24 protein-coding genes are annotated in these 25,686 nt (G+C 31.6%); 4 read left to right on the top strand and 20 right to left on the bottom strand.

The features are described 5' to 3' along the window. Positions 1-32 precede the first annotated feature (32 nt). Together B5S50_RS18535 and B5S50_RS18530 are read right to left on the bottom strand one after the other, a co-directional pair. Positions 33-1,046, bottom strand: a complete 1,014-nt coding sequence (locus B5S50_RS18535) for a HAMP domain-containing sensor histidine kinase (RefSeq protein ID WP_217302499.1) — start codon at positions 1,044-1,046, stop codon at positions 33-35. Position 1,047: 1 nt separating this feature from the next. Next, a complete protein-coding gene (locus B5S50_RS18530; protein ID WP_217302498.1) occupies positions 1,048-1,719 on the bottom strand; it encodes a response regulator transcription factor in 672 nt (223 codons plus the stop codon). Positions 1,720-1,958: 239 nt separating this feature from the next. Between B5S50_RS18530 and B5S50_RS18525 the strand changes: the two genes are divergently transcribed. The 4 genes from B5S50_RS18525 (at position 1,959) to B5S50_RS18510 (ending at position 6,961) form a co-directional block, all read left to right on the top strand. Next, positions 1,959-3,347, top strand: coding sequence for a transposase (locus B5S50_RS18525; protein WP_217301860.1), 1,389 nt, complete (start codon positions 1,959-1,961; stop codon positions 3,345-3,347). Positions 3,348-3,654: 307 nt separating this feature from the next. Next, the gene (locus tag B5S50_RS18520) at positions 3,655-4,815 is read left to right on the top strand and encodes a MerR family transcriptional regulator (RefSeq protein ID WP_217302497.1); all 1,161 of its coding nucleotides are present in this window, start codon (positions 3,655-3,657) and stop codon (positions 4,813-4,815) included. A 300-nt stretch (positions 4,816-5,115) separates the two neighbouring features. Further along, entirely contained in the window at positions 5,116-5,727 is a 612-nt protein-coding gene (locus B5S50_RS18515) for a TetR/AcrR family transcriptional regulator (RefSeq protein ID WP_217302496.1), read from the top strand. Between the two features lie 16 nt (positions 5,728-5,743). Continuing rightward, positions 5,744-6,961 (top strand): nucleotide disphospho-sugar-binding domain-containing protein, encoded by a 1,218-nt coding sequence (locus B5S50_RS18510; protein WP_217302495.1) that lies wholly within the window; start codon positions 5,744-5,746, stop codon positions 6,959-6,961. Positions 6,962-7,093: 132 nt separating this feature from the next. Here the strand turns inward: B5S50_RS18510 and B5S50_RS18505 are convergent, their stop codons facing one another. The 18 genes from B5S50_RS18505 to B5S50_RS18420 form a co-directional block, all read right to left on the bottom strand. Next, the gene (locus B5S50_RS18505; RefSeq protein WP_217303824.1) at positions 7,094-8,824 is read right to left on the bottom strand and encodes an ABC transporter ATP-binding protein; all 1,731 of its coding nucleotides are present in this window, start codon (positions 8,822-8,824) and stop codon (positions 7,094-7,096) included. Beyond that, positions 8,817-10,580 carry an ABC transporter ATP-binding protein gene (locus B5S50_RS18500; protein WP_065077366.1) on the bottom strand — a complete coding sequence of 588 codons (1,764 nt, stop codon included), beginning with the start codon at positions 10,578-10,580 and terminating at the stop codon, positions 8,817-8,819. The genes B5S50_RS18505 and B5S50_RS18500 overlap by 8 nt, the downstream gene beginning before the upstream one ends. 210 nt (positions 10,581-10,790) lie before the next feature. Then, on the bottom strand, positions 10,791-11,402 hold the full coding sequence (locus B5S50_RS18495) for a class I SAM-dependent methyltransferase (protein ID WP_065077313.1): 612 nt from the start codon (positions 11,400-11,402) through the stop codon (positions 10,791-10,793). Between the two features lie 119 nt (positions 11,403-11,521). Continuing rightward, entirely contained in the window at positions 11,522-12,493 is a 972-nt protein-coding gene (locus B5S50_RS18490; protein ID WP_217302494.1) for an AraC family transcriptional regulator, read from the bottom strand. 225 nt (positions 12,494-12,718) lie between these two features. Then, entirely contained in the window at positions 12,719-13,699 is a 981-nt protein-coding gene (locus B5S50_RS18485) for an alpha/beta hydrolase (protein WP_368041488.1), read from the bottom strand. Between the two features lie 282 nt (positions 13,700-13,981). Further along, positions 13,982-14,749, bottom strand: a complete 768-nt coding sequence (locus tag B5S50_RS18480) for an AraC family transcriptional regulator (protein ID WP_217302493.1) — start codon at positions 14,747-14,749, stop codon at positions 13,982-13,984. 184 nt (positions 14,750-14,933) lie between these two features. After that, positions 14,934-16,832: a cation-translocating P-type ATPase gene (locus tag B5S50_RS18475; protein ID WP_217302492.1), complete on the bottom strand. Its 1,899-nt coding sequence runs from the start codon at positions 16,830-16,832 to the stop codon at positions 14,934-14,936. Positions 16,833-16,959: 127 nt separating this feature from the next. After that, positions 16,960-17,235: a metal-sensing transcriptional repressor gene (locus tag B5S50_RS18470; protein WP_065077309.1), complete on the bottom strand. Its 276-nt coding sequence runs from the start codon at positions 17,233-17,235 to the stop codon at positions 16,960-16,962. Positions 17,236-17,386: 151 nt separating this feature from the next. Further along, positions 17,387-18,229, bottom strand: a complete 843-nt coding sequence (locus B5S50_RS18465; RefSeq protein WP_217302491.1) for a methyl-accepting chemotaxis protein — start codon at positions 18,227-18,229, stop codon at positions 17,387-17,389. A gap of 254 nt (positions 18,230-18,483) precedes the next feature. Beyond that, positions 18,484-19,092, bottom strand: a complete 609-nt coding sequence (locus B5S50_RS18460; protein ID WP_217302490.1) for a DUF3793 family protein — start codon at positions 19,090-19,092, stop codon at positions 18,484-18,486. 28 nt (positions 19,093-19,120) lie between these two features. After that, positions 19,121-19,549: a flavodoxin gene (locus B5S50_RS18455; RefSeq protein WP_217302489.1), complete on the bottom strand. Its 429-nt coding sequence runs from the start codon at positions 19,547-19,549 to the stop codon at positions 19,121-19,123. Between the two features lie 154 nt (positions 19,550-19,703). Then, positions 19,704-19,976, bottom strand: a complete 273-nt coding sequence (locus tag B5S50_RS18450; RefSeq protein WP_217302488.1) for a FeoC-like transcriptional regulator — start codon at positions 19,974-19,976, stop codon at positions 19,704-19,706. 17 nt (positions 19,977-19,993) lie between these two features. Then, positions 19,994-20,437 (bottom strand): Fur family transcriptional regulator, encoded by a 444-nt coding sequence (locus B5S50_RS18445; protein ID WP_217302487.1) that lies wholly within the window; start codon positions 20,435-20,437, stop codon positions 19,994-19,996. 124 nt (positions 20,438-20,561) lie between these two features. After that, positions 20,562-22,607 (bottom strand): ferrous iron transport protein B, encoded by a 2,046-nt coding sequence (feoB, locus tag B5S50_RS18440; protein ID WP_217302486.1) that lies wholly within the window; start codon positions 22,605-22,607, stop codon positions 20,562-20,564. Positions 22,608-22,628: 21 nt separating this feature from the next. Next, positions 22,629-22,862, bottom strand: coding sequence for a FeoA domain-containing protein (locus B5S50_RS18435; protein ID WP_013238062.1), 234 nt, complete (start codon positions 22,860-22,862; stop codon positions 22,629-22,631). A gap of 24 nt (positions 22,863-22,886) precedes the next feature. Then, positions 22,887-23,123, bottom strand: a complete 237-nt coding sequence (locus B5S50_RS18430; protein WP_065077303.1) for a ferrous iron transport protein A — start codon at positions 23,121-23,123, stop codon at positions 22,887-22,889. A 201-nt stretch (positions 23,124-23,324) separates the two neighbouring features. Continuing rightward, positions 23,325-23,672 carry a PqqD family protein gene (locus tag B5S50_RS18425; protein WP_065077302.1) on the bottom strand — a complete coding sequence of 116 codons (348 nt, stop codon included), beginning with the start codon at positions 23,670-23,672 and terminating at the stop codon, positions 23,325-23,327. After that, a complete protein-coding gene (locus tag B5S50_RS18420) occupies positions 23,662-25,581 on the bottom strand; it encodes an OPT family oligopeptide transporter (RefSeq protein ID WP_065077301.1) in 1,920 nt (639 codons plus the stop codon). The genes B5S50_RS18425 and B5S50_RS18420 overlap by 11 nt, the downstream gene beginning before the upstream one ends. Positions 25,582-25,686: the final 105 nt, after the last annotated feature.

Here is a 25,686-nt window from a genome sequence, read left to right as displayed (position 1 = left end):
TTCTAATTCACCTTCCTAATTTTTTACATAGATTATTCAATTATAGTTTTCACAGAAGAAAGATTTATCTTTACCGTTGTTCCAACACCAACCTTAGAGGTAATGGTTATTGTGTGTGAAAGCTTATCTAATATCTTTTTACAAAGATAAAGCCCTATTCCCGTTGCCTTTTTATCGGCGCGTCCATTATATCCAGTAAACCCTTTTTCAAATACCCTTGGCAAATCTTCCTCTGAAATACCTACTCCTGTATCTTCAATTGCAAGCACCTTTCTAGAAGCTTCCTCCATATGTATTGATATTTTACCGCTGCTTGTATACTTTAATGCATTCCATAGTATTTGTTCAATTACAAATACCAGCCACTTTTCATCTGTAAGCACAGTACAATCCATGTCTTTTAAATCAAGGGCTATATTTTTCCTAACAAATACATGTGCATACTTTCTTATAACTTGTTTTATAATCTGAAGTAAACTATAGTTTTTAAGCATCAGATCCGATGAGGCACTATCAATCTTTAGGTACCCAAGCACCATTTCAACATACTGCTCAATTTTAAAGGTTTGCTCTAATAATTCCTTGTTTTGTTCAGTATACTCACTTTGCAGTATTAATCTCATTGCTGCAATAGGTGTTTTAATTTGATGTGCCCATAGGGTATAATAATCTATCATTTCTGACTGCTTAATATCCGTTTTTGAAATTAGTTCCATACTTTGTTTATAAAGTGTCTGCAAAACATTCTGATAGTCAGCTTCAATTAAATTATTAGCTGATGGCAACTTATCTAACCCTATATTTATCTTTTTCTCAATAATACACAGCTCATTATGCTTTTTATAGCACTTAATAAAATCGTAAATAATAAAAAGGAAAACTGCAATTGATGATAAAAAGAAGGCATACAAAACTGGCTCAAGCTGCAGTGAATATAATGAAAATACTACAGCAAAGATTCCAATAAAAATGCCGTACATTATTATTGCCTTTTTATGACCTTTAACATAACATAATAAAAGCTGTAAAAAAGATTTTTCTTTCATATTATTCCACCATATACCCAATTCCTTTTTTTGTCTTAATAAAATCATAAATGCCAGCATCTGAAAGTTTTTTTCTAAGACGGGTTACATTAACAGTTAAAGTATTATCATCTATATAGCTGTCACTTTCCCAAAGCCTTGTCATAATAACATCTCTTGGAATTGCCTTACCAACATTCTCAAGCAAAATTTGAAGTATCTTAAACTCATTCTTTGTAAGTTCAATCTTATTATTTTCATATTCAACAGCAGCACTGCTTAAATTTAGCACTACACCATTATGCTCAATTATATCCATCTTTCCGCCAAAGGAATATGTCCTTCTTAATAATGCCTGTACCTTTGCCACAAGAATATTTAAATCAAAAGGCTTGGAAATAAAATCATCACCACCCATATTTACGGCCATAATGATATTCATATTATCGGACATGGAAGAGATAAAAATAATAGGGACCTTTGATATCCTGCGAATTTCGCTGCACCAATGATATCCATTGAAAAATGGCAGGGATATATCCAAAAGTACAAGATGAGGCTCAAACTTAATGAATTCTGCAGTAATGTCTTTGAAATCAGTTATAAATTCAGTTTCATAATTCCATCCACTGAGACAATTTTGCATTGATTTTGCAATTGCCATATCGTCTTCAACAATTAAGATTTTATACATACTTTACCTCTATTTAGTATTTTTATATTTACTTTTTTATTATACAATAAATTTATATTCTTTTCACCTATCAACATTTTTTACTGTTTGTCCATACAAAACTTAAATTAATATAACTCAACTTTCGCACATAAAAATTAAGGGGAAAGCCTTGAGAATAAACACATAAAGCAAAGAAACATTCCTTTTGGTATAATAGAATTGCAAAAAACACCACACCAAGGAAAGGAATGTTTCTTATGAATACTATTATATCAAATGATACTAATGATAAACAATTTAATTTTACTATAAATAGATTTTTTAAAGACAACAAAATTGGACATATACTTAAGCAATGCAATTTTTCTAAAGAAAAAGGATTTCCATGTATTAAAATATTTCAATATATTTTTATGCTTGTTTTTACTGGAAAAAACTTATTTAGGAACTTGGAGTCTGGAAAAAATAATCAATTTTCAAAGGATACTGTATATAGATTTCTTAATTCACCAAACTTTAATTGGAGAAAGTTTTTGTTTTTACTTTCTTCATTAATCATAAAAAATATTATCGTACCACTTACTTCAAAAGATAGAGTTAATGTACTTGTAATTGATGATTCTTTATACAGTAGGTGCAGGAGCAAATCTGTTGAACTTCTTGCAAGAGTTCATGACCATGTTGAACATAAATATGTTAAAGGCTTTCGCCTTCTCACCCTTGGTTGGTCAGATGGCAATACTTTTTTACCTCTTGCTTTCACTCTGCTTTCTTCCGAAAAGGAGAAAAACAGACTTTGTCCTGAAAACCACAATATTGATAAAAGAACCAATGGTTCTAAGCTCCGTAAGGAGGCTGTTTTAAAGTCACCTGAGGTTATGATTAGTTTACTTCAACAAGTTTCAAAATATGCTATTCCTGCATCGTACGTTCTTTTTGACAGTTGGTTTACGTACCCAAAAACTCTTATACGGATTCTAGAACTCAAACTTAATACTATTGCCATGGTCAAAGCAATGCCAAGGGTTTACTACAATTATAACGGTAAGTTATTGAACCTTAAAAATCTCTATGCTAATTTAAGAAAAAAGCGTGGTAAGGCAAAAATTCTTTCTTCTGTTATTGTAGGTATTGGCTCTGACAAAAATGGTAATGAGGTAAAAGCAAAAATTGTATTTGTAAGAGATAGAAACAGAAGTAGAAAATGGCTTGCTTTAATTTCTACCAATATATCCTTAGATGACAATGAGATAATAAGAATTTACGGAAAACGCTGGGATATAGAGGTTTTCTTTAAAATGAACAAGTCTTTTCTAAAACTTGCTAAAGAGTTTCAGGGGCGTTCTTATGATTCCATGGTTTCACATACTTCTATAGTTTTTACCAGATACATTATGCTTACTTTAGAAAGCCGTAAGAATAATGATGTTAGAACTATTGGTGGATTTTTTTATCAGTGCTGTGATGAACTTCAAGATATCCAATTTTGTGAAGTAATGAATCTTATTGTAGATATTTTAAAAAATGTATTAACTGAAAAACTTCTTCTTTCAAAGGACGTTATTGACTCAATAATAGATAGTTTTATTGCTGCTTTACCTTGTTACATCAAGGAGAAATTAGTCTTTTTGTCCTGCGAAAGTTGAGTAATATAATAAAAACTTTGCGAAGCAAAGCTTTTTGAAAATAACAAAGTTCAAATAACAAAGAACAGATAAAGATGATTTCCATCGTACCTCAGGAAATCTATAGTTTTAATATTTTCTGACGTTAGGAAAAAAATTATCCTTATTTGATATTTGAACTTTGTACTTTATTCTTTTAAAAAAGTGTTGACCCTAACATTATGTCATAGTGTAATATAGAATCAGAGGTTAACAATACTAACAAAACTCATGCTGGCAGAGTGTTAGGCAGTATTAAAGCTCTAAAATCAAAGTTTGAGGTGAGGTTATGAGAACAGTAAAACAAGTTTCGGATTTAACAGGAATAAGCGTGCGTATGCTGCACCACTACGATAAAATTGGATTATTAAAACCAACTAAATTGACAGAAACAGGTTATAGGCTTTATGACGATGAGGCTCTTGAAACTTTGCAGCAGATTTTATTTTTTAAGGAACTTGATTTACCACTAAAGGAAATTAAAGAAATCATAACAAGTCCTCACTTCGATAAGATGGAAGCACTAAAAAATCATAAGAAACTAATCATTTTAAAACGAGATAGATTAAATGGTTTGATAGAGCTTATAAATAAGACCTTAAAAGGAGCGAATACAATGAGTTTTAAAGAATTTGATATGAGTGAATATTATAATGTACTAGAAGAATTCAAGAAAAAAAATAAAGATAGAGTAATTAAAAACTGGGGAAGTATAGATAAATTTGATGAAATGATTGAAACAATGAAAGCTAATGAAGCTGAAATTGCTAAAAGTGCAATAAAGCAATATGGAAGTATTGAAAGATATGTTGAGGCTGCAAAGAAAAATCTCAACAATAGTGTTATGCAGAATATAGCAGAACAATATGATAAATTTAAAAAAGACTGCTTGGAAAACAAGCACCCAAAATTAGAAGAACTATATAAAAAGCTTGTATCTAACCTAAGCAAAGCTCCTTCTTCAAAGGAAATCCAGCAAATTGCTGAAGAAATAACAAATACAGCTAAAAAAGATTATGAAATTTTTAAAGGTGATAATGGAAACGATCGCTGGTACTATATGTCAAAAAGTTATTTACTAAATCCTGAGTGGATAGAAGACTTCGATAAAAAATATGGCAGTGGTGCGTGCAAATTCATTGGAGAAACTCTAAAATTTTATTTAAAAGATTATCAACCTAAACTGGAGAAACTATATGAAAAGCTTGCATCTGATTTAAGCAAAGCTCCTTCTTCAAAAGAGATTCAACAAATTGTTTCTGAAATTGCAGATACATATAAAAAACAGCATAAAGCTTTAAACGTAGATATGGGAGATAACTTTTTGGGAACTATGGCTGATCTTTATTCAAAGCCTGCGTATATCAAAGTCTTTGATGAGAAACACAAAAGTGGTGCCTCTAAATTTATTGGAGAGGCCCTAAAATTTTATTGTGAAAATAGTAAGTAAATAATTAATCAAAAGGGTAACGTCGGGTATATAGAAATATCCTACATACCCCTACCCATCTCGATATCAATTCATTTTTGCCACATAATATGCAATTTAATATATTATACTACACACCAATCTTTTCTACTTTATTATTCTGTTTAACACAATTTTTTTCACATAAAGCACGACAACTGATCCAATGGTTAATATAATGAAAATTATCATTACTTTCTTTACTTGACAATAAAAAATAGCGGGACTATACTTAGTAAGTACTTACTAAGTAATAAATATGTACATTACAGGAGGATAAAATTGAAAAGTAATTCAAAATCAAGGATGAGCCGTGAGGAAAGAGCAGAACAAATTGTAAGCATTGGAAAAGAACTTATGTTAAAAAAGGGGTATGGTTTCACCGCCAAAGATATTGCAAATGCAATTGGAATTAGTGAAACTATGATATACTGCATTTTCCCTAATAAGAAGAAAATAATTGAAGCTATATATTCTAAAATTTTCACTTCAGTAGAAATTTTAGGAATTCCCAAAGAAGCAAGTGAGAATTATCGAAATGAACTTATAGATTATTTTATGTGCTTTTATAAAAATGTTACCGAAAGAAACATGTTAGAGTTTCATTATCTCTATGCTATGGATAAATCTGGAAACAGGCCAGATATTTCTCTACTTGAAAAATTAGCTCCAAATTTAAATGGTCCTCTAGAAAACTATATAATTTCAGGCATAAATAAAGGTTACTTCAGAAAAGTTAATGCAGAATCTGCAGCAGAATTCATATATAGTGCTTTTTTTAATTTTGTTTTTTTTCATGAACTCTTTTTAAGAGAAAAACTTTCTGCTGACGAATTAAAATGTAAAATTAGTACGTTTATAGACCTTTTCATAAATGGAATAAATAAGATTTAATTAGGAGATGTTTAATTTGAAAAAAATATTGTTTACACCAGGAATAGCCTCTGTTGAAGCTTTAGGTAGTATAACCAGATTAATTGCTATAGCAGATGAAATTAAAAAAAAGCAGCAAGATTGCAGCATACTATTTAGAGCTGCAGGAAGAGAAGCTGACTATGCCGCAGCCTGTGGATATAAAGTTATACAAGGATATAAGCCACCTATACCAAAATTATGGCAGCAAAAAAATTGTAATACTGTTAAGGAAAGTTCACACGCACATAAATTTTCTATTAGCAGCTTATGTGATGTAATAAGATTTAAAGGGCTTATTTCCAAGGAATATGTACAAAATACCTTTAAAGAAGAAATGGAACTAGTGCAAAATTTTAAGCCAGATCTAATATTCGGAGAATTTGAAACGGTGATGCCTATAGTTGCAAAGAAAATGGACATACCATATTTTTGTACTGGTGGTACTCCAGGTAAAAAAGATTTCTGTTATTTTGGATTTTCTAATAAAACCGATGAAGTATATGCTGAAGATTATAATGAGCTTTTAAAAACTTTAAATTTAAAAACTATTAAAAATATATGTGAACTTAATCAAGACTATAATTCCAATAAAATTTTTGTTCCAAGCATACCTGATCTTGAGGATTTAAAAGACAGCTCAAAATATATATTTCTAGGCTCAATAATACCTAAAAATTTTATAAAATCCAACTTTAATTTTGAAAAAAAGCGTCCATTAATATATGTGTATTTAAGTGCAGGAGCAATAACTCCAGATATGTACCAAAAAATAATTTTAGATACTTTCCTAGATTCAGAATTCGATGTTATAGTTACAGCAGGAGGAAATCCTAAATTTAAGGGTAGTATGGACTCTAATACTGGAAATGTACACTTTATGAATATTGTTCCATCAGACAAAGTTCTAAAAATGTCAGATATTGCTATTCACCATGGCGGTCAAAATACAACAGTACAATGCATTGAAAATGAAGTACCTGCAATTATTTTTCCTGGAAATCATTTTGAACGCTACTTTAATGCTGAGAAAGCCTCTGAAATAGGTTGTGCATTAAATCCTGGTATATATAATTTCAATAAAGAATTTCTTTTAGAAATGTGTACAAAAATTATTAAAGATAACACCTTCAAGCAAAATCTTAAAATATATTCAACTAAAATAAAAAGCTTGGGCGGTGCAGCTAAAGCTGCAGATTTTATATTAAATTATTAAATTCATATTATCAAATGGAGCTGCTTTTTCAAAAATCACATCTTATAAGCTGCATACTTGTGCTGCAATTTTGCCATAAAAGTGATTTTTTCAGCAGCCTCCATAAAACTGAGTCAAAATGTCACATATATTTTAAAATTGCCAGGAAGCAGATCTTAATTGCATTTCAGTCATATGCTTATATATCTTACCTTTTTCAACTAATTTACTAGGTCTTCCCTGTTCAGCAACAATGCCATCCTTCAATACTACAATTTTGTGAGCACCTGCTACTGTTCTCATTCTATGTGCAATAATAAGTACTGTTTTATTTTGAATAAGCCTGGATAATGCCTCCTGTATCATAGTTTCATTTTCAACATCCAGTGAAGCTGTTGCCTCATCTAACAATATAATTGGTGCATCCTTTAGAAATGCTCTAGCAATGGATATCCTTTGTCGTTCACCACCAGAAAGTTCAGAACCATTTTCACCAATCATTGTATTCCAGCCTTGCGGAAGCTTTCCTACGAATTCATCACAATGTGCAAATTTTGCAGCCTGTATAACTTCTTCATCTGTTGCATTTTTTCGCCCAATGCGAATATTTTCCATAATAGAATTATTAAATAACGTAACATCTTGAAAAACAATTGAATATAAAGACATTAGTGTTTCAGGATCAATCTTTGAAATGTCCATATTGCCTACCGTAATTTTCCCACTGCTGATATCCCAAAAACGTGCTGCTAATCTAGATACAGTAGTCTTTCCACCACCAGATGGGCCAATAAGTGCTGTCACTTCTCCTTGTTTAGCAGTAAAGGATACATCTTTTAACACAGTTTCTTTATTATCATAAGCAAACGCAACATGATCAAATTCAATATCATATCCTTTATTTGTAAGTTCTTCTGATCCTGTCTGCATCTCATGTCCGAGAATTTCATTCATACGTTCACACTGAATATTGGCTGAGATGATAGCTGCTAAATTCTGTAATGATAGCTGCATAGGATCATATAATCTTGATACCAAAAGCAAAAACATAAAGAAAGTCAAAACATCTAGGCTTCCATCTACAAGAAATATTCCACCAGCTAGTGCAACTGTAGCAATTCCAAGTTTTAAAATCATCTGCGCAGATGCAACAAAAACGGCAGTTCCAAGTTCTGTAATAATTGCACGTTTCTCAACATTTTTAATTTTCACGTCCAGTTCCTTCATATACGCTGTTTCTGCATTGTTTGCTTTCAAATCCCTCACAGATTCTAAGCATTCTTGAATTCCATCTGCACAAGCCATCTTTACATTCATCTGCTTTTTTCCCAATGTACACTGCACTTTTGATGAAAAGAGGACAATTGCAAAAGAAACAGGCAATACCCATAATGCTGCAATTGCCATACGCCAATCAAAGAAAAACAGGCACACTGCAATTATAAAAGTTGAAATAATAGAGCCAATAAGCTCCGGTATCCAATGAGAAGATGCTGTTTCTAGCGTAGAACAATCCACCATAATTGTACTAGTTAAATCTGATAAATCTTTTTTTCCAAAAAAGGAAAGAGGAAGTTTTCGTAATTTCTCAGCAAGCGATATTCGCCTCACTCCACTTTCCACATATGTTGTAAAAAATGTTGCATTATACTGAAAATATGTTGTTATGGATATTAACAAAAGGCATACTACTACTCCAACTGCGTAAAATGGCATATATTTTGAGCCCACATTATTATGCATCAAATCTCCAACTAAGTAATAAAGAAGACCCACAGGCATCATTAATACAATATTTGATAATACACAAGCCACAAATGCTTTTATCATGTCCCTTGTGCCTTTTTCTGAAAGAGCATATTTATGCTGCAATTTTTCAATCAATCTCATTTTGAACACCTACCTTCCATTTTGCAGTACTATTATATTCCTTCCACATATGTGCATATAGTCCATCTTTTTGTACCAATTTAGAATGACTTCCTGCTTCACATATTTCTCCATCTTTTATCACATAGATACAGTCGGCTCCTATTACGGTAGACAATCTATGTGCTATCATGATTACTGTTTTTCCTTTTGATAAAGTGGAAAACGCAGCTTGTACCTTTGATTCATTGTCAGGATCAGCAAATGCAGTTGCTTCATCCAGTATAAGAATTGGTGCATTTTTAAGCATTGCTCTTGCAATGGAAATACGCTGGCTTTCACCTCCAGATAGATAATTACCTTTTGTACCAATTATGGTGTCCATTCCATCTGTAAGTTTATCTATAATATCCTCACACCGAGCATCTTTTAACGCCTTTAATACCTCTTCTCGCGCGGCATCTGGTTTTGCAAGACGGACATTTTCAAACATTGAAGTTTTTAAAAGCTTACTATCTTGAAATACAAAGGAAACAGTTTTCATGAGCTCTTCTTTAGAAATATCCTTAACATTTACTCCACCTATTTTAACTTCACCACTATCTACATCCCAAAAACGAGCTATTACATTAGCTAAAGTTGTTTTCCCACTGCCGGAAGGTCCTACAAAAGCCACATGTTCACCCGGATTAATTTTCAGTGAAACATGCTTTAGTGCATCTTCATCAGCATCTTTATAGTGAAATGATACATTTCGAAGCATTATTGAGTTATTTCTTGGATGCCCTGGTGCCTGACTTTCATGTAATGGTTTTATATCCATTACACTATCAATCCTCTCAAGTGCATCTTCCACAATCATCATATTCTCACTGGAATACATGATTTTATTTAAAGTAACTGTTATAATTGGTGTGATAATAATGTAAAACAAAAGATTTAATAAGAATTCATTATTAACCCCATTTCTTGTAAAAAACAAAGCTGCTGCTATTAATACAGCAAAAACGGCATTAATAACTGTAGTGTAAAATGTCATTGGCATACGCAGATCTTTGGTATAAGAAATTACCCATTTTTCATAATTATCAATAGCTGTTTTAAATTTTTTGAAAGAAAAAACAGACTGACCAAAGGTTTTTACTACAGGTATACCACGTACATATTCTACTGCTTCATTTGACATCTGTTCCAATGAATTCTGATACTCTTTCATTTTCTGCTGCATCCTGCTTCCAGTCATTACTGACATAATGCAAAATGCAATTACAACCGGTACTAAACTTAAAATTCCTAAACGCCAATCAAATGCCAAAAGCATAGCAAGCAGGCCAAACGGTGTTACAATTGCAGCTGCACGGTCCGGCAATTGATGTGCCAAATAAGTTTCTGTTGCCGCACTAGACTCATTTACAATTTTTCTGATCTTTCCACTTCCTATACCATCCATGAATCCAAGCGGTAATGTAACAATATGGTGCATAGTCTTTGACCTAATATTTACCTGAACACGAAATGCTGCTACATGAGAGCACATTAAAGCTGCTACATAAATGGCCATGGACAAAGCAGAAAAAAGTACTGCCATATAACCATAATATGTGAGATTTTTTGCACCACTGAAATTTGGTGCAGCATTTAAAACCTCTTTAATAATTTTCCATATAAAAACAAATGGAAGCAGTGCCACAAGTGCACTTGCTGCGGACAAAACCCAGGAAGCTATGGTCAAGTACTTAAATTTTCCAGCATATCCAAATAACTTTGACATACTGGATTCTTTTTTTACTGCAATTTCTCTACTTTCACTTAAAACTTCCACCTCTACATCCCCTTTCTTTAGTTAGTTTTAGCTAACTTGAGTGCATTTTTTAATATATGTTTAGATTTACTTCCACCACCTTTTTAAACATCTCCGAAAATTTTCTTCTTTTATTTAATAACGTACATCAGTCACTTGTTACACTTTCCACAATATAACTTATTTCTTTCTTCCAACAAGGCATATCCAGCTTGTATTCTGTTTTTGGTCTTCTTGTATTACAGTAAATCCTGCTGACTTTAAAATATTTTTTAATTGAATAATGCTATATACTGTCATGCCTTCTATTTTTTTAGACCATTTATCATTTGCCGGATTACCTTCTTCACAACATATCATAAAACATCCTTTTGGTTTCAATATTCTTTCAACTTCTTTAAAATTTTCACATAAATTAGGCCAGAAATATATAGTTTCAAATGCAGTAACAATATCAAAGCTTTTATCTTTATAAGGTATATTATTAACATTACCTATTTTAATCTCGCAATTTTTTTTAATAAAATTTATATTCCTTTTTCTGCTGCACTTTACACTCTCTTCTGAATAATCTATACCTGCAACAAAACCATTTGGACAGCTTTCTAATAATTTGGCTATATTAGCTCCTCCACCGCATCCAACATCGAGCACATAATCTGTACTTTTTAGATTTATATGTTTAAGTCCCCAATCAGCAAGTTTAGCATGACCTGAATTCATCATTTTGAGAATCATTTTCCCACCTAATCCCTTTGGTTTACATGTATTTTGAAATAATCCGTCTAACATACTATCTCCTCCTTTAAAACTATATTTTGTAAATATGAAAATTGGATTATAATTAGCATTGACTAACTACAACACAAATTGTAATTCCTTTCAAATTGTTTTTCTACTCTATTTTGTCGTCAATACTCCATTTGGACATTTTTTCGATATACACTTGGATTTACTCCTATAACTTTTTTAAACGCTTCAGAAAATTTACTTGCATTATCATATCCAAGTTTTCCTGCAATCTCATTGATTTCCTCTCCGGTATATTTCAAAAGTTCTGCTGCCTTCTGCATCTTATATGTTTTTATAAAAGAATATATACTGTCCCCATATATTTCTTTAAACACAAGTTTCATTGTTGTAAGAGGAATTTTAAACTTCACTGACAACTGATCTAAAGTTATTTTTTCAGACAGATGAATTAAAAGGTATTTCTTTATTGCTTTTATGATATCTACCTGCCTTTTTGAATAATAATTTTTGCTCTGTTTTAATTCCTCTTGTTCCAGACTGCTTAAGAAAAGAAACAATTCTAAAACTTTTACTTTATAATATCCTTTTCTTATTTTTTCAGACACTGAATACAGTTCTGAAAAAATATGTTCAATACTCTTACTTTCTTTTATCACTAAAAATCCCTTATTATTTTCACAAAATTTATTTTTTAGTTCTAACAAGTTAACTGAAACATCCTCTAGAATACAGGATAAACACTTAGGTGATTTATCAAGATCCACAGCCACAGTAATTCCATGAAAATGATTTAAAGGAAACTTACAACTGTTTTTCATGTTATGTTTTTGATTTATGGCAAGGTTTCCTTTTGAAATGTAAAGATACTTCCCTTTTCTTGTCTTACATTCAATTATGCCTTCCTTACAATGATTAATTTCCAAAACATTCTTTGGTTGTTCTCCATCTATGTTTAACCACCTAGTATGAACATCATTATATATTAATTCAATACCCGGAAACACAGAATAGCTTGTCATAACAGCCTCACCATTTAAATTATTAATTTTATAAATTGTACAATCATCATTTCTTCTGATAACTTCTACTTTACTGCCATATAATTGTTTATCCCTTTCGCTTAGATTCATTCCATTGCCCCCATATAAATAACTTTCTATAATAAATATTAGGCCAAAAATTCGCTATTTACCTTCATGAATTTGAGTGATAACGAATTTCATTATCACTCAAATTATAACATATTATTTTAAAAATTCAAATTGCTGTTTCTATTCTCATTTGATACTGGCTTCGCTTATGGGCACCTTTATTGCCATATATTATCTTTAAATTTCCCAAGATTTAATGCTATTTTATTCTTTATTAGTCATCATCTCAATCCAATTTATAACCGTATCCAATAACAATTTTGTATTTCCCATATTACAATGGTTTGCAGCATCCTCTTTTTCTGTAAACAATCTAAAGGTTAAAGAATGTACATTAGTTAGTGCATCCATTTCCTCTTTAAATAATTTATAATCTATAAAATGATCATTACTAGCCCCAATAACTAAAACATCCTGTGTAAGCTTTGGTCCAACATCTATCATCTGAAATTTATTTAATTTCATAATATAATCATAGGGTGTTTTAGCTTCATATGCATACATTCCATGTTCTGCTCCCCACTTTACCATTTCATCTTTACTCATTGCCACTTTGAAAGCAAAGTTAATAATTCCCTTTGCCTTTAATTTCATGCATATATTAAAAAATAACTTTTGGCTTCTATTTGCCATAGCCATTACGACATCAAGAAAGTTAGGGAAAATTGACCATGCCACAACTCTTTTAATTCTTTTATCAAAAGCAGCCGCACGAGGAGCTAACATTCCACCTAATGACGCTCCCATTATCGTAACATCACAAAGCTTCAAATAATCTAAAATTGCACCTACTGGTTTTTCCCACTGATACGTAAAAGGTTTTCCTTGTATTCTCATAACTCCGCCTTGACCTGGTCCTTCAAATAAGTAAACATTAAAGCCATGCTCAGCTAAATAAAGCATTGCAAAAAATAATTCTTCATAATAAGAATCATTTCCACCATGAAGCAAAATAGTATCCTTCCTCACTCCAACAGCTTTAGCATACATCACTGGAAGTTTAACCTCTTCATAAGGCACTTCATATTTTTTTACCGTTCCATCTTCAAAATACTCTTTATAATAATCATAAAAAAGCTTAGAAGCCTTTACATAGTATTTCTTTTTATCTGGATCACCATCATACATAAAAAATTCACTCATTCTATAATAGGCAATTGCTTCTTTTATTCTGTCTTCTAACATAGCAGTGTCCCCTAATTTAATCAATTCCTTCTTCCAGGTTTTGCTATTATAAATTTTACCTGCCACTTTTTTAATATCTTCTATATCTCCTTCATTCCACATGACTACACGATTTAATTGATAATTAAAATTTGGATCTTTATTTAAATTATATAAGCCTCTTGAGAATGTTATTTTATCCTTTTTAATTTAAAACTCCTCCCATCAAAAAAAGACATTGCTAAGTCCAAAGCTATGTCTTTATTTTAACTTCTATGTTCATAATTTACTTGCAAATAAACGCTATTCTATTACAACATAACGGATATCATTTTTTACTTCATTAGCTGTTAATCCAAGCATTGCCTTATTTGTATTAGCAAAATGTGAAGAACTATTAAAACCTGCCTTAATAGCTGCATCTGTAATACTATATCCCTTGTCCAAATATTCATAAGTCTTTCTCATTTTTTCAATTATTAAAAACTGATTTAAAGATATTCTAACCTGCTCCTTAAACAAATGTGATAATCGGCTTTTTGACAAAAACACATGTTTTGCAAGTTCATCTAAAGTTCCCTCAGATATAGTATCTATACAATTTAAATACTCTATAACACTTTTTATTCTATCATCCTTATTTAAAACAACCTTAACTTTAACATTACACACTTCCATAATTTTCTTAAAAGCTTTCTTGTATGCACGCGTAATATTTTCTTTTTTAACCTCAATAAACTGACTCCATATTTTTACTATTTTCCTTACATTTTCTTTAGGTAATACAGAAAACTGTCTGTGCATAAAATATTGTTCTTGAACCTCTTTAGCAATATCTGAAGTTTCATCAAATAGAAAAACAAGAACCTGCTGATTTTTACTATCTATGGTGTGCATAATATTAGAATTAATTAAAATTCCATTGCAGCTTATACTTTTTTCCTCAATCGTGCAGCTTATTTCGTCCTTCAAACTTATAATTAAATGTTTTGCAAAATGCTTATGCAATTTAGGATCACTATAATCATCTAACAGTAAAATATGATCCATAGAACTATATATTTCTGTCAATTTCATCACTTTCCAATCTTAATGCCAAAATTCCACCATCTAAAAATCCATCAATTATGAAAAAGCGTAATGACATTTTTATTATACATATATTTTATTACAATTATTACACACATACCATTAATAATTTCATAAACTTTTTATATCATTTTTCCTTTTACAAAGTAGTAAAGCTCTTACAACATTAAAGACCTAATAATTGTTCTTTTTTCTTCCATTTCAGTAATAGTGCTGAGTTTATAATTACAAACACAGAACCTGCATTATGCACTAAAGCACCAACAACAGGATTTAGTATACCCGTAATAGCAAGTGTAATAGCAATAAAATTCAGTGTCATTGAAAAAGTAAGATTACACTTTATAGTGAACATCATCCGCTTTGACAGTGCTAACAAATGAGGAAGTTCCTTAACTTCATCATCCACCAATGCTATATCTGCTGCATCTACTGCAATATCGCTGCCAACTCCGCCCATTGCAATTCCAACATTTGCCATCTTTAAAGCAGGTGCATCATTGATTCCATCTCCAATCATACATACTTCCTGTTTCTTTTTCTGATATGCAGAAATCCAGTTGAGTTTATCCTCTGGTAAGCAATTTGCATGTACCTCTTCAATATGAAGCTGATTTGCAATCGTATTTGAAGCATTCTCATGATCACCAGTTAACAAAACAGGCTGGACACCAAGAGCAGATAAAGAATCAATCATCTTTGAACTTTCCATACGAATGGTATCAGATAACGACAAAAAACCAGTAAGCACTTTATCAACAGCAATATAAATTACCGTACATCCTTGTTTTAAGAAATCTTCTGATTGCACAATTACTGAAGATGCAATTGATACATCACTTTCTTTCATAAGTTCTACATTCCCAGCAAGTATTTCTTTTTCATTCACACTCGCTTCAACACCGCGTCCTGGAATCATGCGAAAATGTTCTGCAGTCGAAACTGAATCTGAAAATTTCTTCTTATAACAGCTTACTACTGCTTTTCCCAAAGGATGCTCCGAAAGTGATTCTGCAGCCGCTGCATATAAATATAATTCATCCGCTGAAATGTCTGAACTAATTGACTTGATTTCTAATACCTGCGGAGTACCATATGTAAGTGTTCCTGTTTTATCAAAGGCAATTTTCGATACTGAGGCAAGTCTCTCTAAGGCATCACCTTCTCGAACAAGAAAACCATGCTTAGTCACATTACCGATAGCTGCCATAATTGCAGTAGGAGTTGCAAGAACCAGTGAGCAAGGGCAGAACACAACCAAAATCGTAACAGCACGTATAATTTCTCCTGATATAATCCATGTTAATGCTGCAGCTGTCAAAGCTATTACAACAATCCATGTTGCCCACCTGTCGGCAATACCAACAATTTTTGCTTTTCCTGCATCTGCAGACTGTACAAGACGAATCATACGCTGAATAGAACTATCTTCTCCAACTTTCACAGCTTTCATTTCAAAAGCGCCAAATTGATTTGCAGTGCCGCTGGAAACGTTATCTCCTACTGTTTTATCAACTGGAAGTGACTCTCCTGTCATAACTGCCTGATTAATGGAAGTCTGACCAGATAATATAATTCCATCCACAGGAATTGTTTCACCAGGAAATACCCGAATGATATCATTTACCTTAACTTTTTCAGAAGGAACAATTTCTTCTTTTCCATCAACTAAAACTCTTGCTGTGTGCGGCGTAAGGTGAACAAGCTTTTCAATGCCTGCCCGTGCTCTGGAAACAGTTAAATCTTCCAGCAGCGCACCAAACTGCATAATGAAAGCAACTTCACCCGCGGCAAAATCCTGGCCTATACATACAGAAGCAATAAGGGCAATTGATACAAGCATATCCGCTCTAATATCAAAAGCTGTAACTAGTCCAATAACTGCTTCAATTATGATAGGGATTCCACAAAGAATAATTGCTATCCACGCCATATTAAAAGGCAGTGGAATCAAATTAAAAATACTTGCAATTAGAGCAATTCCGGAAATAATCAATAATATAATATCTTTTTTTGTGCCACCCTTTCCCAATAAGTATTCCAATTTTTCTGCTAATTTTTTCATAAATACCTCCCATTTGAATTATAATATACCTATAGGGGTATATGTATATTATACCTATGGGGGTATGGGTTGTCAATAATACAATAAAAAAAACAGCCATCTCTGACTGCTCCCAAAATTGTATTTATTAAGTCATATTTGCAAAGCGTTCAACTGCTTTAGTAAAATTTTCAATGGTCTTATCCGCATCACCATGCTCAATTCCATCTCTCACACAATGCTTTATATGTCCTTCTAAAATTACCTGCCCACATTTATGTAATGCAGATTTAGCAGCATTAATTTGTGAAAGAACATCCTCACACGGAACATCTTCATCTATCATCCTATCTACAGCCTGAACCTGTCCGATAATCTTTTTTAATCTTCGATGCAGGTTAGCTGAATCCATACATTGTTTCATATCTACGCCTCCATACCGTTAGGGGTATATGTATATTATATTCATAATACCAAACTTGTCAAGATTGCATCATCATTCTTTAATTTGTATATGATTGAATTGTGATAATATCTTTTTTCTTTTTACCATTTTATATCACCTTAATAATTCTTTAAATTTCATTTGCAAATTCATTTAGAATCGTAGCCTTAGATGTAAGTTCTTCAATAGTAGCAGTAACTTCTTCAAGACCAGCCGTTTGATCTTCCAATAAACTATTAGAACATTTAAATTTATCATATATTTCATTTATCGAATTTTGTATATTATTTAAAATCATATTTACTTCATCTATTGATTGTTTTGTTGAACTTGAAAGTTTTCTTATCTCTGATGATACCACACTAAATCCCTTTCCGTATTCCCCTGCTCTAGCTGATTCAATTGCAGCATTTAATCCAAGTAAATTAGTCTGTTTTGCAATACCCTTAATAAATGTTAGAACTTCATCAGTTTTTTTAGAGCTTTCTTTTGACTTTTTAATAAATTCTCCAATACTCTCATTGGTTTGATTTATTTGTTGAAACTTAGAAGATATTTCTACTACATTTGAACTCATTTGAGTTAATGATTCTGACAATGTATTAGCTAGATTAGTTATTTTTTCTCTTTTATTTGTTTTGTCAGTGCTCATGCCTATTACCATTGTGCCTTCTATTTTATTATTCACAAAAACCGGGATTCCAATTGTTTCTACAGGTATTCCAAACACTTCTTTTGGTACTGTAATATGTATAACTTCCTTTTTCTTTAAGCACACATCTGCAGCGCAATTTTTAGGTATTTCATCACCTGCTTTAAAATTGGTTGCTAAATTTTCACTATCTTGAACCAAAAGGAATTTTTTAGTATTGGAAATTGTAAATAATAATTCCATTCCAAAATAGTATTTAAAGTACGGCATCATATTGTAAAAAGATTCCATCAACTTATCTTCATGTATTTCCTTTATCACTTTCATTTCCTCTTTTCTCATATTAATTTTCTCACACACACTTTATTCCACATAACATTCATATGAAATGTTTAGTTTATCTTGCATTTATAATTCACTTCTCTATTTAAACAAATAACACATTAGACTATACTTTCGCTATTTATCATAGCTTAAAAATGGCATACCAAAAACATTCCTTTAGAATATTTTTGACATGCCTACAATCAATTATTATATTATTCATTTCATAAGCTTTACCCTGAATTTCAAATTTATACATTTAGTATCAATTGAGTAGGCTTATATCCCTCAAAAATAAGTCCAATCATCTTCTTCTTTATTAAATCATAGCTATTAAAAATAGCTTTAGCATTTTCCACATCATGGTAAACCTTCCAATAGCCTATCATCTTACACTTTATACTAGGGCAATCTACAAATGTTATTACATCTTCTATAGGGTACCCTAGAAATACACCTATCTCGTGTGGACATATTTTCTCAAATCTTTTACTTAAATGGCATAAACATTGGTTAAGATCCATTTCATTTGTATATCCAAACCTATTTAGAAAATCTATATTTTTTTGACACTTTATACTTGTCTCCAACATTTTATCGTTATAGAATAATACTGTTATATTTTTTTTATTCCTGCGCAATTCAAAAAAACTAATCTTTAAATTTTCTTTTATTCTATCCTTATATCTTTCCCATATTAAATTTAGCTTTCTTCCATTATCACTAAATATAATGAGGGAGGCTATTTTTTGTTTTTTTAAAGTTGGAGCGCAGTGGCATATTATCACATATAATAGGTATTCAAAGTCATTATACTCATTAATAATATTAAAAAATTTACTTACTTGTTCTCTACTCATAAACAACCTCCCCTATATTTAAAAATTTTTATTTCTCAGCTAATGTCTTACCTAATTTTTTACATTTTTCTAGTCCATCATCATCTGGTTCTTCATTTATTATAAGGCTTTCTTCTACGAGATTTGCTCCCTGCTTCTTCATCTGTTCTTCCCAGTTAGTCATCCAATCTCCACTACCCCAACCGTATGAACCAAATAAGGCAATATCTTTATCTTTAATATCCCCTAAAATGGATTCTATAAATGGTTCCATTTCGTTTTCTTCAAGCTGTTCATCACCCATTGCCGGGCATCCAAAAGCAACAGCATCTGCACCTGACACGTCTTCTAAACTTGCTTCGCCTACACCAACAAGTTTAACATCTGTATTTTCACTTTTGACTCCTTCTTGTATTGCTTTTGCCATAGTCTCAGTATTTCCTGTACCACTCCAATAAATAATTGATATTTTTTTCATAACTTAATCCTCCTTGTAATTGATTTTATTTTTAATATGTGACAAAGTCCATTTACAAAACATTAACTTTATCCACTCTAACCACCAACATACTCATATGCATCTTTTCTTTATTTGTTGACTATCATTCTCAATGCAGAATCAACTTTTTTTCCTACACTACTGCTTTTCCCTTCTCCGTAAGTTTCCATAAATCTATGCTTATATTGTCTTTACCACTGCAGCAACTTTTTTTCTTTTTTGAATCGCAGCACCCACAATCACAACCTGATGAAGCATTCATATTATCTCGCTTTATATATCCAAGTCTTTCAAGCTGGGATATCATTTGTTCTACCATGCTTTCATCTATTCTAAGTTCTTTAGCCATAATTTTATTTGAATACAATCCTCCTTTTGAGAGTCTCTTCAAAATTTTCATAATCATAAAAACCATCCTTTCCTCTAAGTTTTACATTTATCACATAAAACAGATAATATTATACTTACACCTTGAACTGAAACACAATCACTTTTTTCTATGGTTTTCATAAAACTATTTAAATTATCTTTAATGTATTTATCATCTAAATCCATAACTTTATTACATCTAACACATTTAGTATGAATATGAATTTTATATTTTCCAGTACCCTCTAATTCGTAATATCTTTTGTCAGAAGCATATATTTCTTTCAAAATTCCTATTTTTTCAAACAGTGAAACATTCCTATATACAGTAGTAACTCCAATATTTTTTTCTTTAAGTTTTTTATAAATTTCATCAGCAGTTATATGCTTCTTACTACCACATATAGCATTTAATATTTTAGCTCTTGAAGAAGTGAATTTATATCCTTCTGCTTTCAATTTTGCTTTCGCATTCTCAATATACTCTAATTTTCTCATATATCAGTATTCCTTTGCTTTAAAACTGGCTACAATTTTTCTAAATTGCAAATTATTATTTAAAACACAGTCTACTATCAATGGATTAAATAATATTGAATTTCATTCTCATCAAAAGTGTAATTTAAACAAATCCCATCAATCTTCCTACCTGATATACTATTACTGCACATATCCATCCAATTGCACAAGTATACCCTACTGCTGCCCATGCCCATTTACTTGAATTTGTTTCACTTTTTACTGCTCCTATAGTTGCAACACATGGTACATATAAAAGGCACATTACCATAAATGACATTGCTGTAAGCGGTGTAAAAGTATTTTGTATTGCATGGAAAAGATGTACTCCTTCGTCTACTCCATAAATTGTTCCAAAAGTACCAACAACAGCTTCTTTAGCTGCAAATCCTGTTATAAGTGCAACTCCTGCCTGCCATGTTCCAAAACCTGCCGGTTTAAATATAGGTGATATTAGTGATCCTAATCTTGCTAATATAGTTTTGTCTTGTGGTGCACCTGCTGGTAAATTAGTAAGAATCCAAACAACTATACATACAACTAAAATAACGGTTCCTGCCTTCTTTAAAAAGTGACTTGATTTTTCCCACATGTGAATCAAAATTCCTTTAAGAGTTGGTATACGATATGGAGGTAATTCCATAACAAAATATGAATTTTCACCTTTAAATACTTTTGAGCTAAAGAATTTTCCCATTAATATTGCAACTGCAATACCTAGAGCATAGAGTATAAATACAATAAGTCCGCCTTCACTAAATATACCTACTGTTTTGTTTGCAAAGAATGCTCCAATAAATAATCCATAAATTTCAAGTCTTGCTGGACATGAAATGAAAGGACTTATTAAAATAGCTATCATTCTATCCTTCTTGTTTTCAAGAGTTCTTGCCGACATTATTCCTGCAACATTACAACCTGATCCAATTATAAGTGATACTGCTGTTTTACCGTGAAGCCCAACTGCATGCATGAGCCTGTCCATTACATAAGCAGCTCTTGCCATATATCCGCTGTCTTCCAGAAGGGATATCAAGAAAAACATTATCAAAATCATAGGCATAAATCCAAGTACTGAACCAACACCGCCAAAAATACCATCTCTAACAAAATCGCCCAAAAGTTCAGGTGCCCCTATATGTTGAAGTCCAAAATCCACGCTAGCTCCAAGCTTACCTATCCAGTCATTTACTAAATCCGCAAGTGGTCCATTACCAAGGCCTATTGAAATCTGATAAACCCCAAACATTATAAGTGCAAATATAGGTATTCCAAGCCATTTATTAGTAATTACTTTATCTATTTTATCCGAAACACTTTCTTTAACAACTGTATTTTTCTTTACACTATCTTTAACAACATTGCTTATCTTTTCATACCTTTTGTCAATTATAAAAGCATCTGGCTCATAGCCAATAGACTTAGTAATTTTTTCTATACTATTTTGAACCTGTTTCTTTACTGCATTTGTTTTTACTTTCTCACCCACATATTTATTTATATATTCATCATTTTCTATAAGCTTTAATGCTGTCCAAGAAGATGGATATTCAAGATCTGCAGCTGCTTCTGAAAAAGCAAGTTCTATTTTTCCTGTTTCTCTTTCTACTTCAGCACCATAATCAATTTTATATAAATTATGCTCTTTTAAATCTCCAAGCTTAACAGCTTCACTTACTAATTCATTTATTCCCTGACCTTTAGTTGCTACTGTTGGAACTGCTGATATTCCGATAGCACTGGATAATTTTTTCGCATCGATTTGTATATCTTTATTTTTAGCTTCATCCATCATATTAAGTGCTAAAACTACTTTAGCTCCAGTTTCAAGAATCTGCATTGTAAGATATAAATTTCTTTCAAGATTACAGGAATCTACTACATTAATAACCACATCCGGTTTTTCTTTAAGTATAAAATCACGAGCTACAACTTCATCCTCTGAATATGCCCCTAAACTATACGTTCCTGGCAAATCAACTACTGTTATATCTCTACCTTGAAATTTTAATTTTCCTTCCTTTTTTTCAACTGTAACACCAGGCCAGTTCCCTACATGCTGTTTTGAACCTGTAAGTTCATTAAACAAACTAGTTTTACCACAGTTAGGATTGCCCGCTAAAGCAATAACCAAATTTTTATTCATCATCAAGCCTCCAATATATTAACTTTAAACTTCTCTAACCATAACTTTTTGTGCCATTGAACGTCCAAGTACAAGTCTGGTTTCACCAAGTTTTACTACTAAATGTCCTATGTCATTATTCATTATTTTAATTATAGTTCCCTTACTAAGTCCCATCTCCATAAGCTTCTTGCACATAATTTCACTTCCAACTACATCTTTTATTTCGGCGCTTCTCCCCATTGAAACAGCATTCAACGGCATATTGCTTTCAATCATATGAATCACCTCCTAACAAATTTTTTATATTAGCTCTACTAAAATATCTTTTGCTTCATTTTTTCTTAAACTTAAGCTGTATCCTCTAACCTGAAGTTCTATTGGATCACCCATGGGTGCCTTTCCTGCTACAATAATTTCAGTTCCTCTTACAATACCCATGTCCATAATTTTTTTTCTTACTTTACTTTCAGGTAATATTTGAACTACCTTAACTCTTGATTTAATTTTAACTTCATTAAGTCCTATACTATTGGCCATAATATCACTCTCCTAAAAATAGTAAAATTTCATGTACAGTTTTTATTAATTGATATTGATAATCATAATCAACTATATTATATATATTAGTACTTACTTCTAAATATGTCAATAGCATATTTGCTTATATATTCTATTTGAAGTTGGTAAAAATTCATAAAAATAAAGATGGCAGCTATAACATAGTGCCATCTTTTATAATTAATTTATTTTTTCTATATAGTGACAATTAACATCTATATGATTTAAAAATAACAACAATCTTTCATAAAGTGGGTGAGCTTTATCACCATACTTTGCTTCTAGATTTTCTCCAATAGCTTTTACAGTTTTCTTTCCATCTATCTGTAAAAACACATAACTTGCATATTCATCCAAAGTAATTTTTTTATATTCTGGAATTCTAAATTTAATTTTTCTAAAAAACTTTTGAATCTTATGATCTTGTTTTTCGAGTATAGTCACAATGCCGTCTTCATCTACCTCATATTCTAAATTATCAGAGATTTTAAATATTATATTTAAGACCTCTTCGTTGTTATTTGGCATTTTTTTCCTTACTCTTCATTATAGGTATTATTGAAGCTATTATTAGAGCTGCTAATATTACATATCCCATTCCATTAGAAGCAGCAAATCCACTTGGTTCACCTATTTTTATAACATTAGTTACTTGAAGTATTATACCAACAAGTCCTATTATGGAACCACCAGCAACCAGTCCAGATGATAAACTTACACCATTAGAAACTCTAGCTTCTTTTTGCTTTTCAGTTTTAGAAGTTTTTTCTACAAATAGACGAACAAATGCACCTATTAATATTATGGCATTTGTAGATATTGGCAAATAGAATCCTATGGCAATTGTCATTACAGGAAGTTTTAATAAGAACAAAGTAAATCCCATAACAATACCAACAATTATCATAACCCAAGGTAAACTACCTGACATTATACCGCCAGTTAATGTTGACATTAGATTAGCTTGAGGTAATGCAAATGGCACGTTATCACCAGTCATAGCAAGCTGGCTTGAAAGTAACATTATAACGCCAGTAACTACTGCAGCACCAACTATACCAGCTATAGCAAAGTATTTTTGCATTTCATTTTTGTCACCGCCAACTATAAAAGTGACTTTTTGTGATTGACAGTAACCTCCAGCTGCAGATATAGCAGTAACTATAAACGTACCAAATAAAAGTAAAGACCTGTTATTTCCAGGGTTTTTCCATCCCATTGTAACAAATAATAATGTTACAATAACTATAGAAGCTATAGTCATACCGGATACGGGAAGATTTGAAGTTCCTATAGTACCAGTTAAACGACCAGCAACTATAACAAATAATAATGATAATACTAGTGATAAAATAGAAGCAGTTATTGCCATTAGTATATTACCACCAGATATCATGAAACCACCTATAAAGCCTATTATTATACCACCAAATAATATTAAGTTTTCAGCAGATGAACTTCCAGAACCTTTTGATGACTTGACACCAAGAGTTTCTTTTATGGAAGATACTATAGTTGGTATAAGTTTTATAGCACCTATAAAACCTCCAGAAAGCATCATGCCTGCTCCAATATATTTTACATAGCTGCCTGCTATATGCTTAACTTGCATGGCATTTAAAGCAACATGTGAATTATTCCATACAGTTGCACCGCCTTTTCCAAGAGAAACAAAATAACCTATTAAAGGTGTAACAGCAAAGTTAGATAATATAGAACCCGCAAACATAGTTAAGGAAACATCTATGCCAACTATAAATCCTATACCTAATAATAGTGGATTGGCTTCAACTTCAAATTTCCACTTGTAAAAGGACTCGTTTACATAGCTTATAACATTGTTAGCTACATTTAAAAATGAACTAGTAAAAACAGTTATAATACCGCCTATTCCAAAGCCTATTCCCATGTACTTCACTGATTCTTTAGCACCTTCTGAAGCAACAAGTGTTTCAGATATAGCCATTGACTCAGGGTACATCAATTTACCATGTTCTTCAACTATTAAATAATTGTAAACAAGAGAAGCTACTCCTATACCGAATAAAACACCTCCTACACCAACAACAAAACCTTCAAAGAAAGAAACTTTTGAACCTATTAAAATTATTGCTGGTAAAACAAATATCATACCACTAGCGATAGATTCTCCACCACTTGACATACCTTGAACTAAATTTTTGCCAAGGATACCTTTCTGTTTAGCAAATATAGCTATAAATACAGAACCTATTATAGAACCAGGTATACCAGCAGCAACTGTAAGCCCTGATTTCATACCTGAATAGGCAGTAGATGCTGCAAATAGTACAGCTAGAATAATACCGATTGTTAATACAGCAGCATTTCCACCAGATTTAGAGCCACTGGAAATGTAAGGGACATAGTCTTTACCAGCTATGCCGCCATATGCATCTTTAGATAACTTTTTATTCATAATATGTACCTCCTTTATATTTTACAATCATAATTATAGCATAATTAATGCTAAAAATGCACTTTTAAATTTTTACAAATAATAGAATTGTTTCATTATGTAAAT

The sequence above is a fragment of the Clostridium sp. 001 genome (genome assembly GCF_019056555.1).
GTDB lineage: Bacteria > Bacillota > Clostridia > Clostridiales > Clostridiaceae > Clostridium_B > Clostridium_B ragsdalei.
This window is presented reverse-complemented; position numbering and strand designations above follow the sequence as displayed.

Excerpts from the sequence above, each read along its gene's own strand:
- B5S50_RS18500 (WP_065077366.1), bottom strand. The coding sequence starts at position 10,580 with ATGTCAAAGTTATTTGGATATGCTGGAAAATTTAAGTACTTGACCATA.
- B5S50_RS18495 (WP_065077313.1), bottom strand. The coding sequence starts at position 11,402 with ATGTTAGACGGATTATTTCAAAATACATGTAAACCAAAGGGATTAGGT.
- B5S50_RS18455 (WP_217302489.1), bottom strand. The coding sequence starts at position 19,549 with ATGAAAAAAATATCAATTATTTATTGGAGTGGTACAGGAAATACTGAG.
- B5S50_RS18530 (WP_217302498.1), bottom strand. The coding sequence starts at position 1,719 with ATGTATAAAATCTTAATTGTTGAAGACGATATGGCAATTGCAAAATCA.
- B5S50_RS18420 (WP_065077301.1), bottom strand. The coding sequence starts at position 25,581 with ATGAATAAAAAGTTATCTAAAGATGCATATGGCGGCATAGCTGGTAAA.
- B5S50_RS18435 (WP_013238062.1), bottom strand. The coding sequence starts at position 22,862 with ATGATTGAAAGCAATATGCCGTTGAATGCTGTTTCAATGGGGAGAAGC.
- B5S50_RS18425 (WP_065077302.1), bottom strand. The coding sequence starts at position 23,672 with ATGCCAAATAACAACGAAGAGGTCTTAAATATAATATTTAAAATCTCT.
- B5S50_RS18450 (WP_217302488.1), bottom strand. The coding sequence starts at position 19,976 with ATGATTATGAAAATTTTGAAGAGACTCTCAAAAGGAGGATTGTATTCA.
- B5S50_RS18535 (WP_217302499.1), bottom strand. The coding sequence starts at position 1,046 with ATGAAAGAAAAATCTTTTTTACAGCTTTTATTATGTTATGTTAAAGGT.
- B5S50_RS18470 (WP_065077309.1), bottom strand. The coding sequence starts at position 17,235 with ATGAAACAATGTATGGATTCAGCTAACCTGCATCGAAGATTAAAAAAG.
- B5S50_RS18430 (WP_065077303.1), bottom strand. The coding sequence starts at position 23,123 with ATGGCCAATAGTATAGGACTTAATGAAGTTAAAATTAAATCAAGAGTT.
- B5S50_RS18525 (WP_217301860.1), top strand. The coding sequence starts at position 1,959 with ATGAATACTATTATATCAAATGATACTAATGATAAACAATTTAATTTT.
- B5S50_RS18475 (WP_217302492.1), bottom strand. The coding sequence starts at position 16,832 with ATGAAAAAATTAGCAGAAAAATTGGAATACTTATTGGGAAAGGGTGGC.
- B5S50_RS18485 (WP_368041488.1), bottom strand. The coding sequence starts at position 13,699 with ATGTTAGAAGACAGAATAAAAGAAGCAATTGCCTATTATAGAATGAGT.
- B5S50_RS18445 (WP_217302487.1), bottom strand. The coding sequence starts at position 20,437 with ATGAGAAAATTAGAGTATATTGAGAATGCGAAAGCAAAATTGAAAGCA.
- B5S50_RS18460 (WP_217302490.1), bottom strand. The coding sequence starts at position 19,092 with ATGAGTAGAGAACAAGTAAGTAAATTTTTTAATATTATTAATGAGTAT.
- feoB (WP_217302486.1), bottom strand. The coding sequence starts at position 22,607 with ATGATGAATAAAAATTTGGTTATTGCTTTAGCGGGCAATCCTAACTGT.
- B5S50_RS18520 (WP_217302497.1), top strand. The coding sequence starts at position 3,655 with ATGAGAACAGTAAAACAAGTTTCGGATTTAACAGGAATAAGCGTGCGT.
- B5S50_RS18490 (WP_217302494.1), bottom strand. The coding sequence starts at position 12,493 with ATGAATCTAAGCGAAAGGGATAAACAATTATATGGCAGTAAAGTAGAA.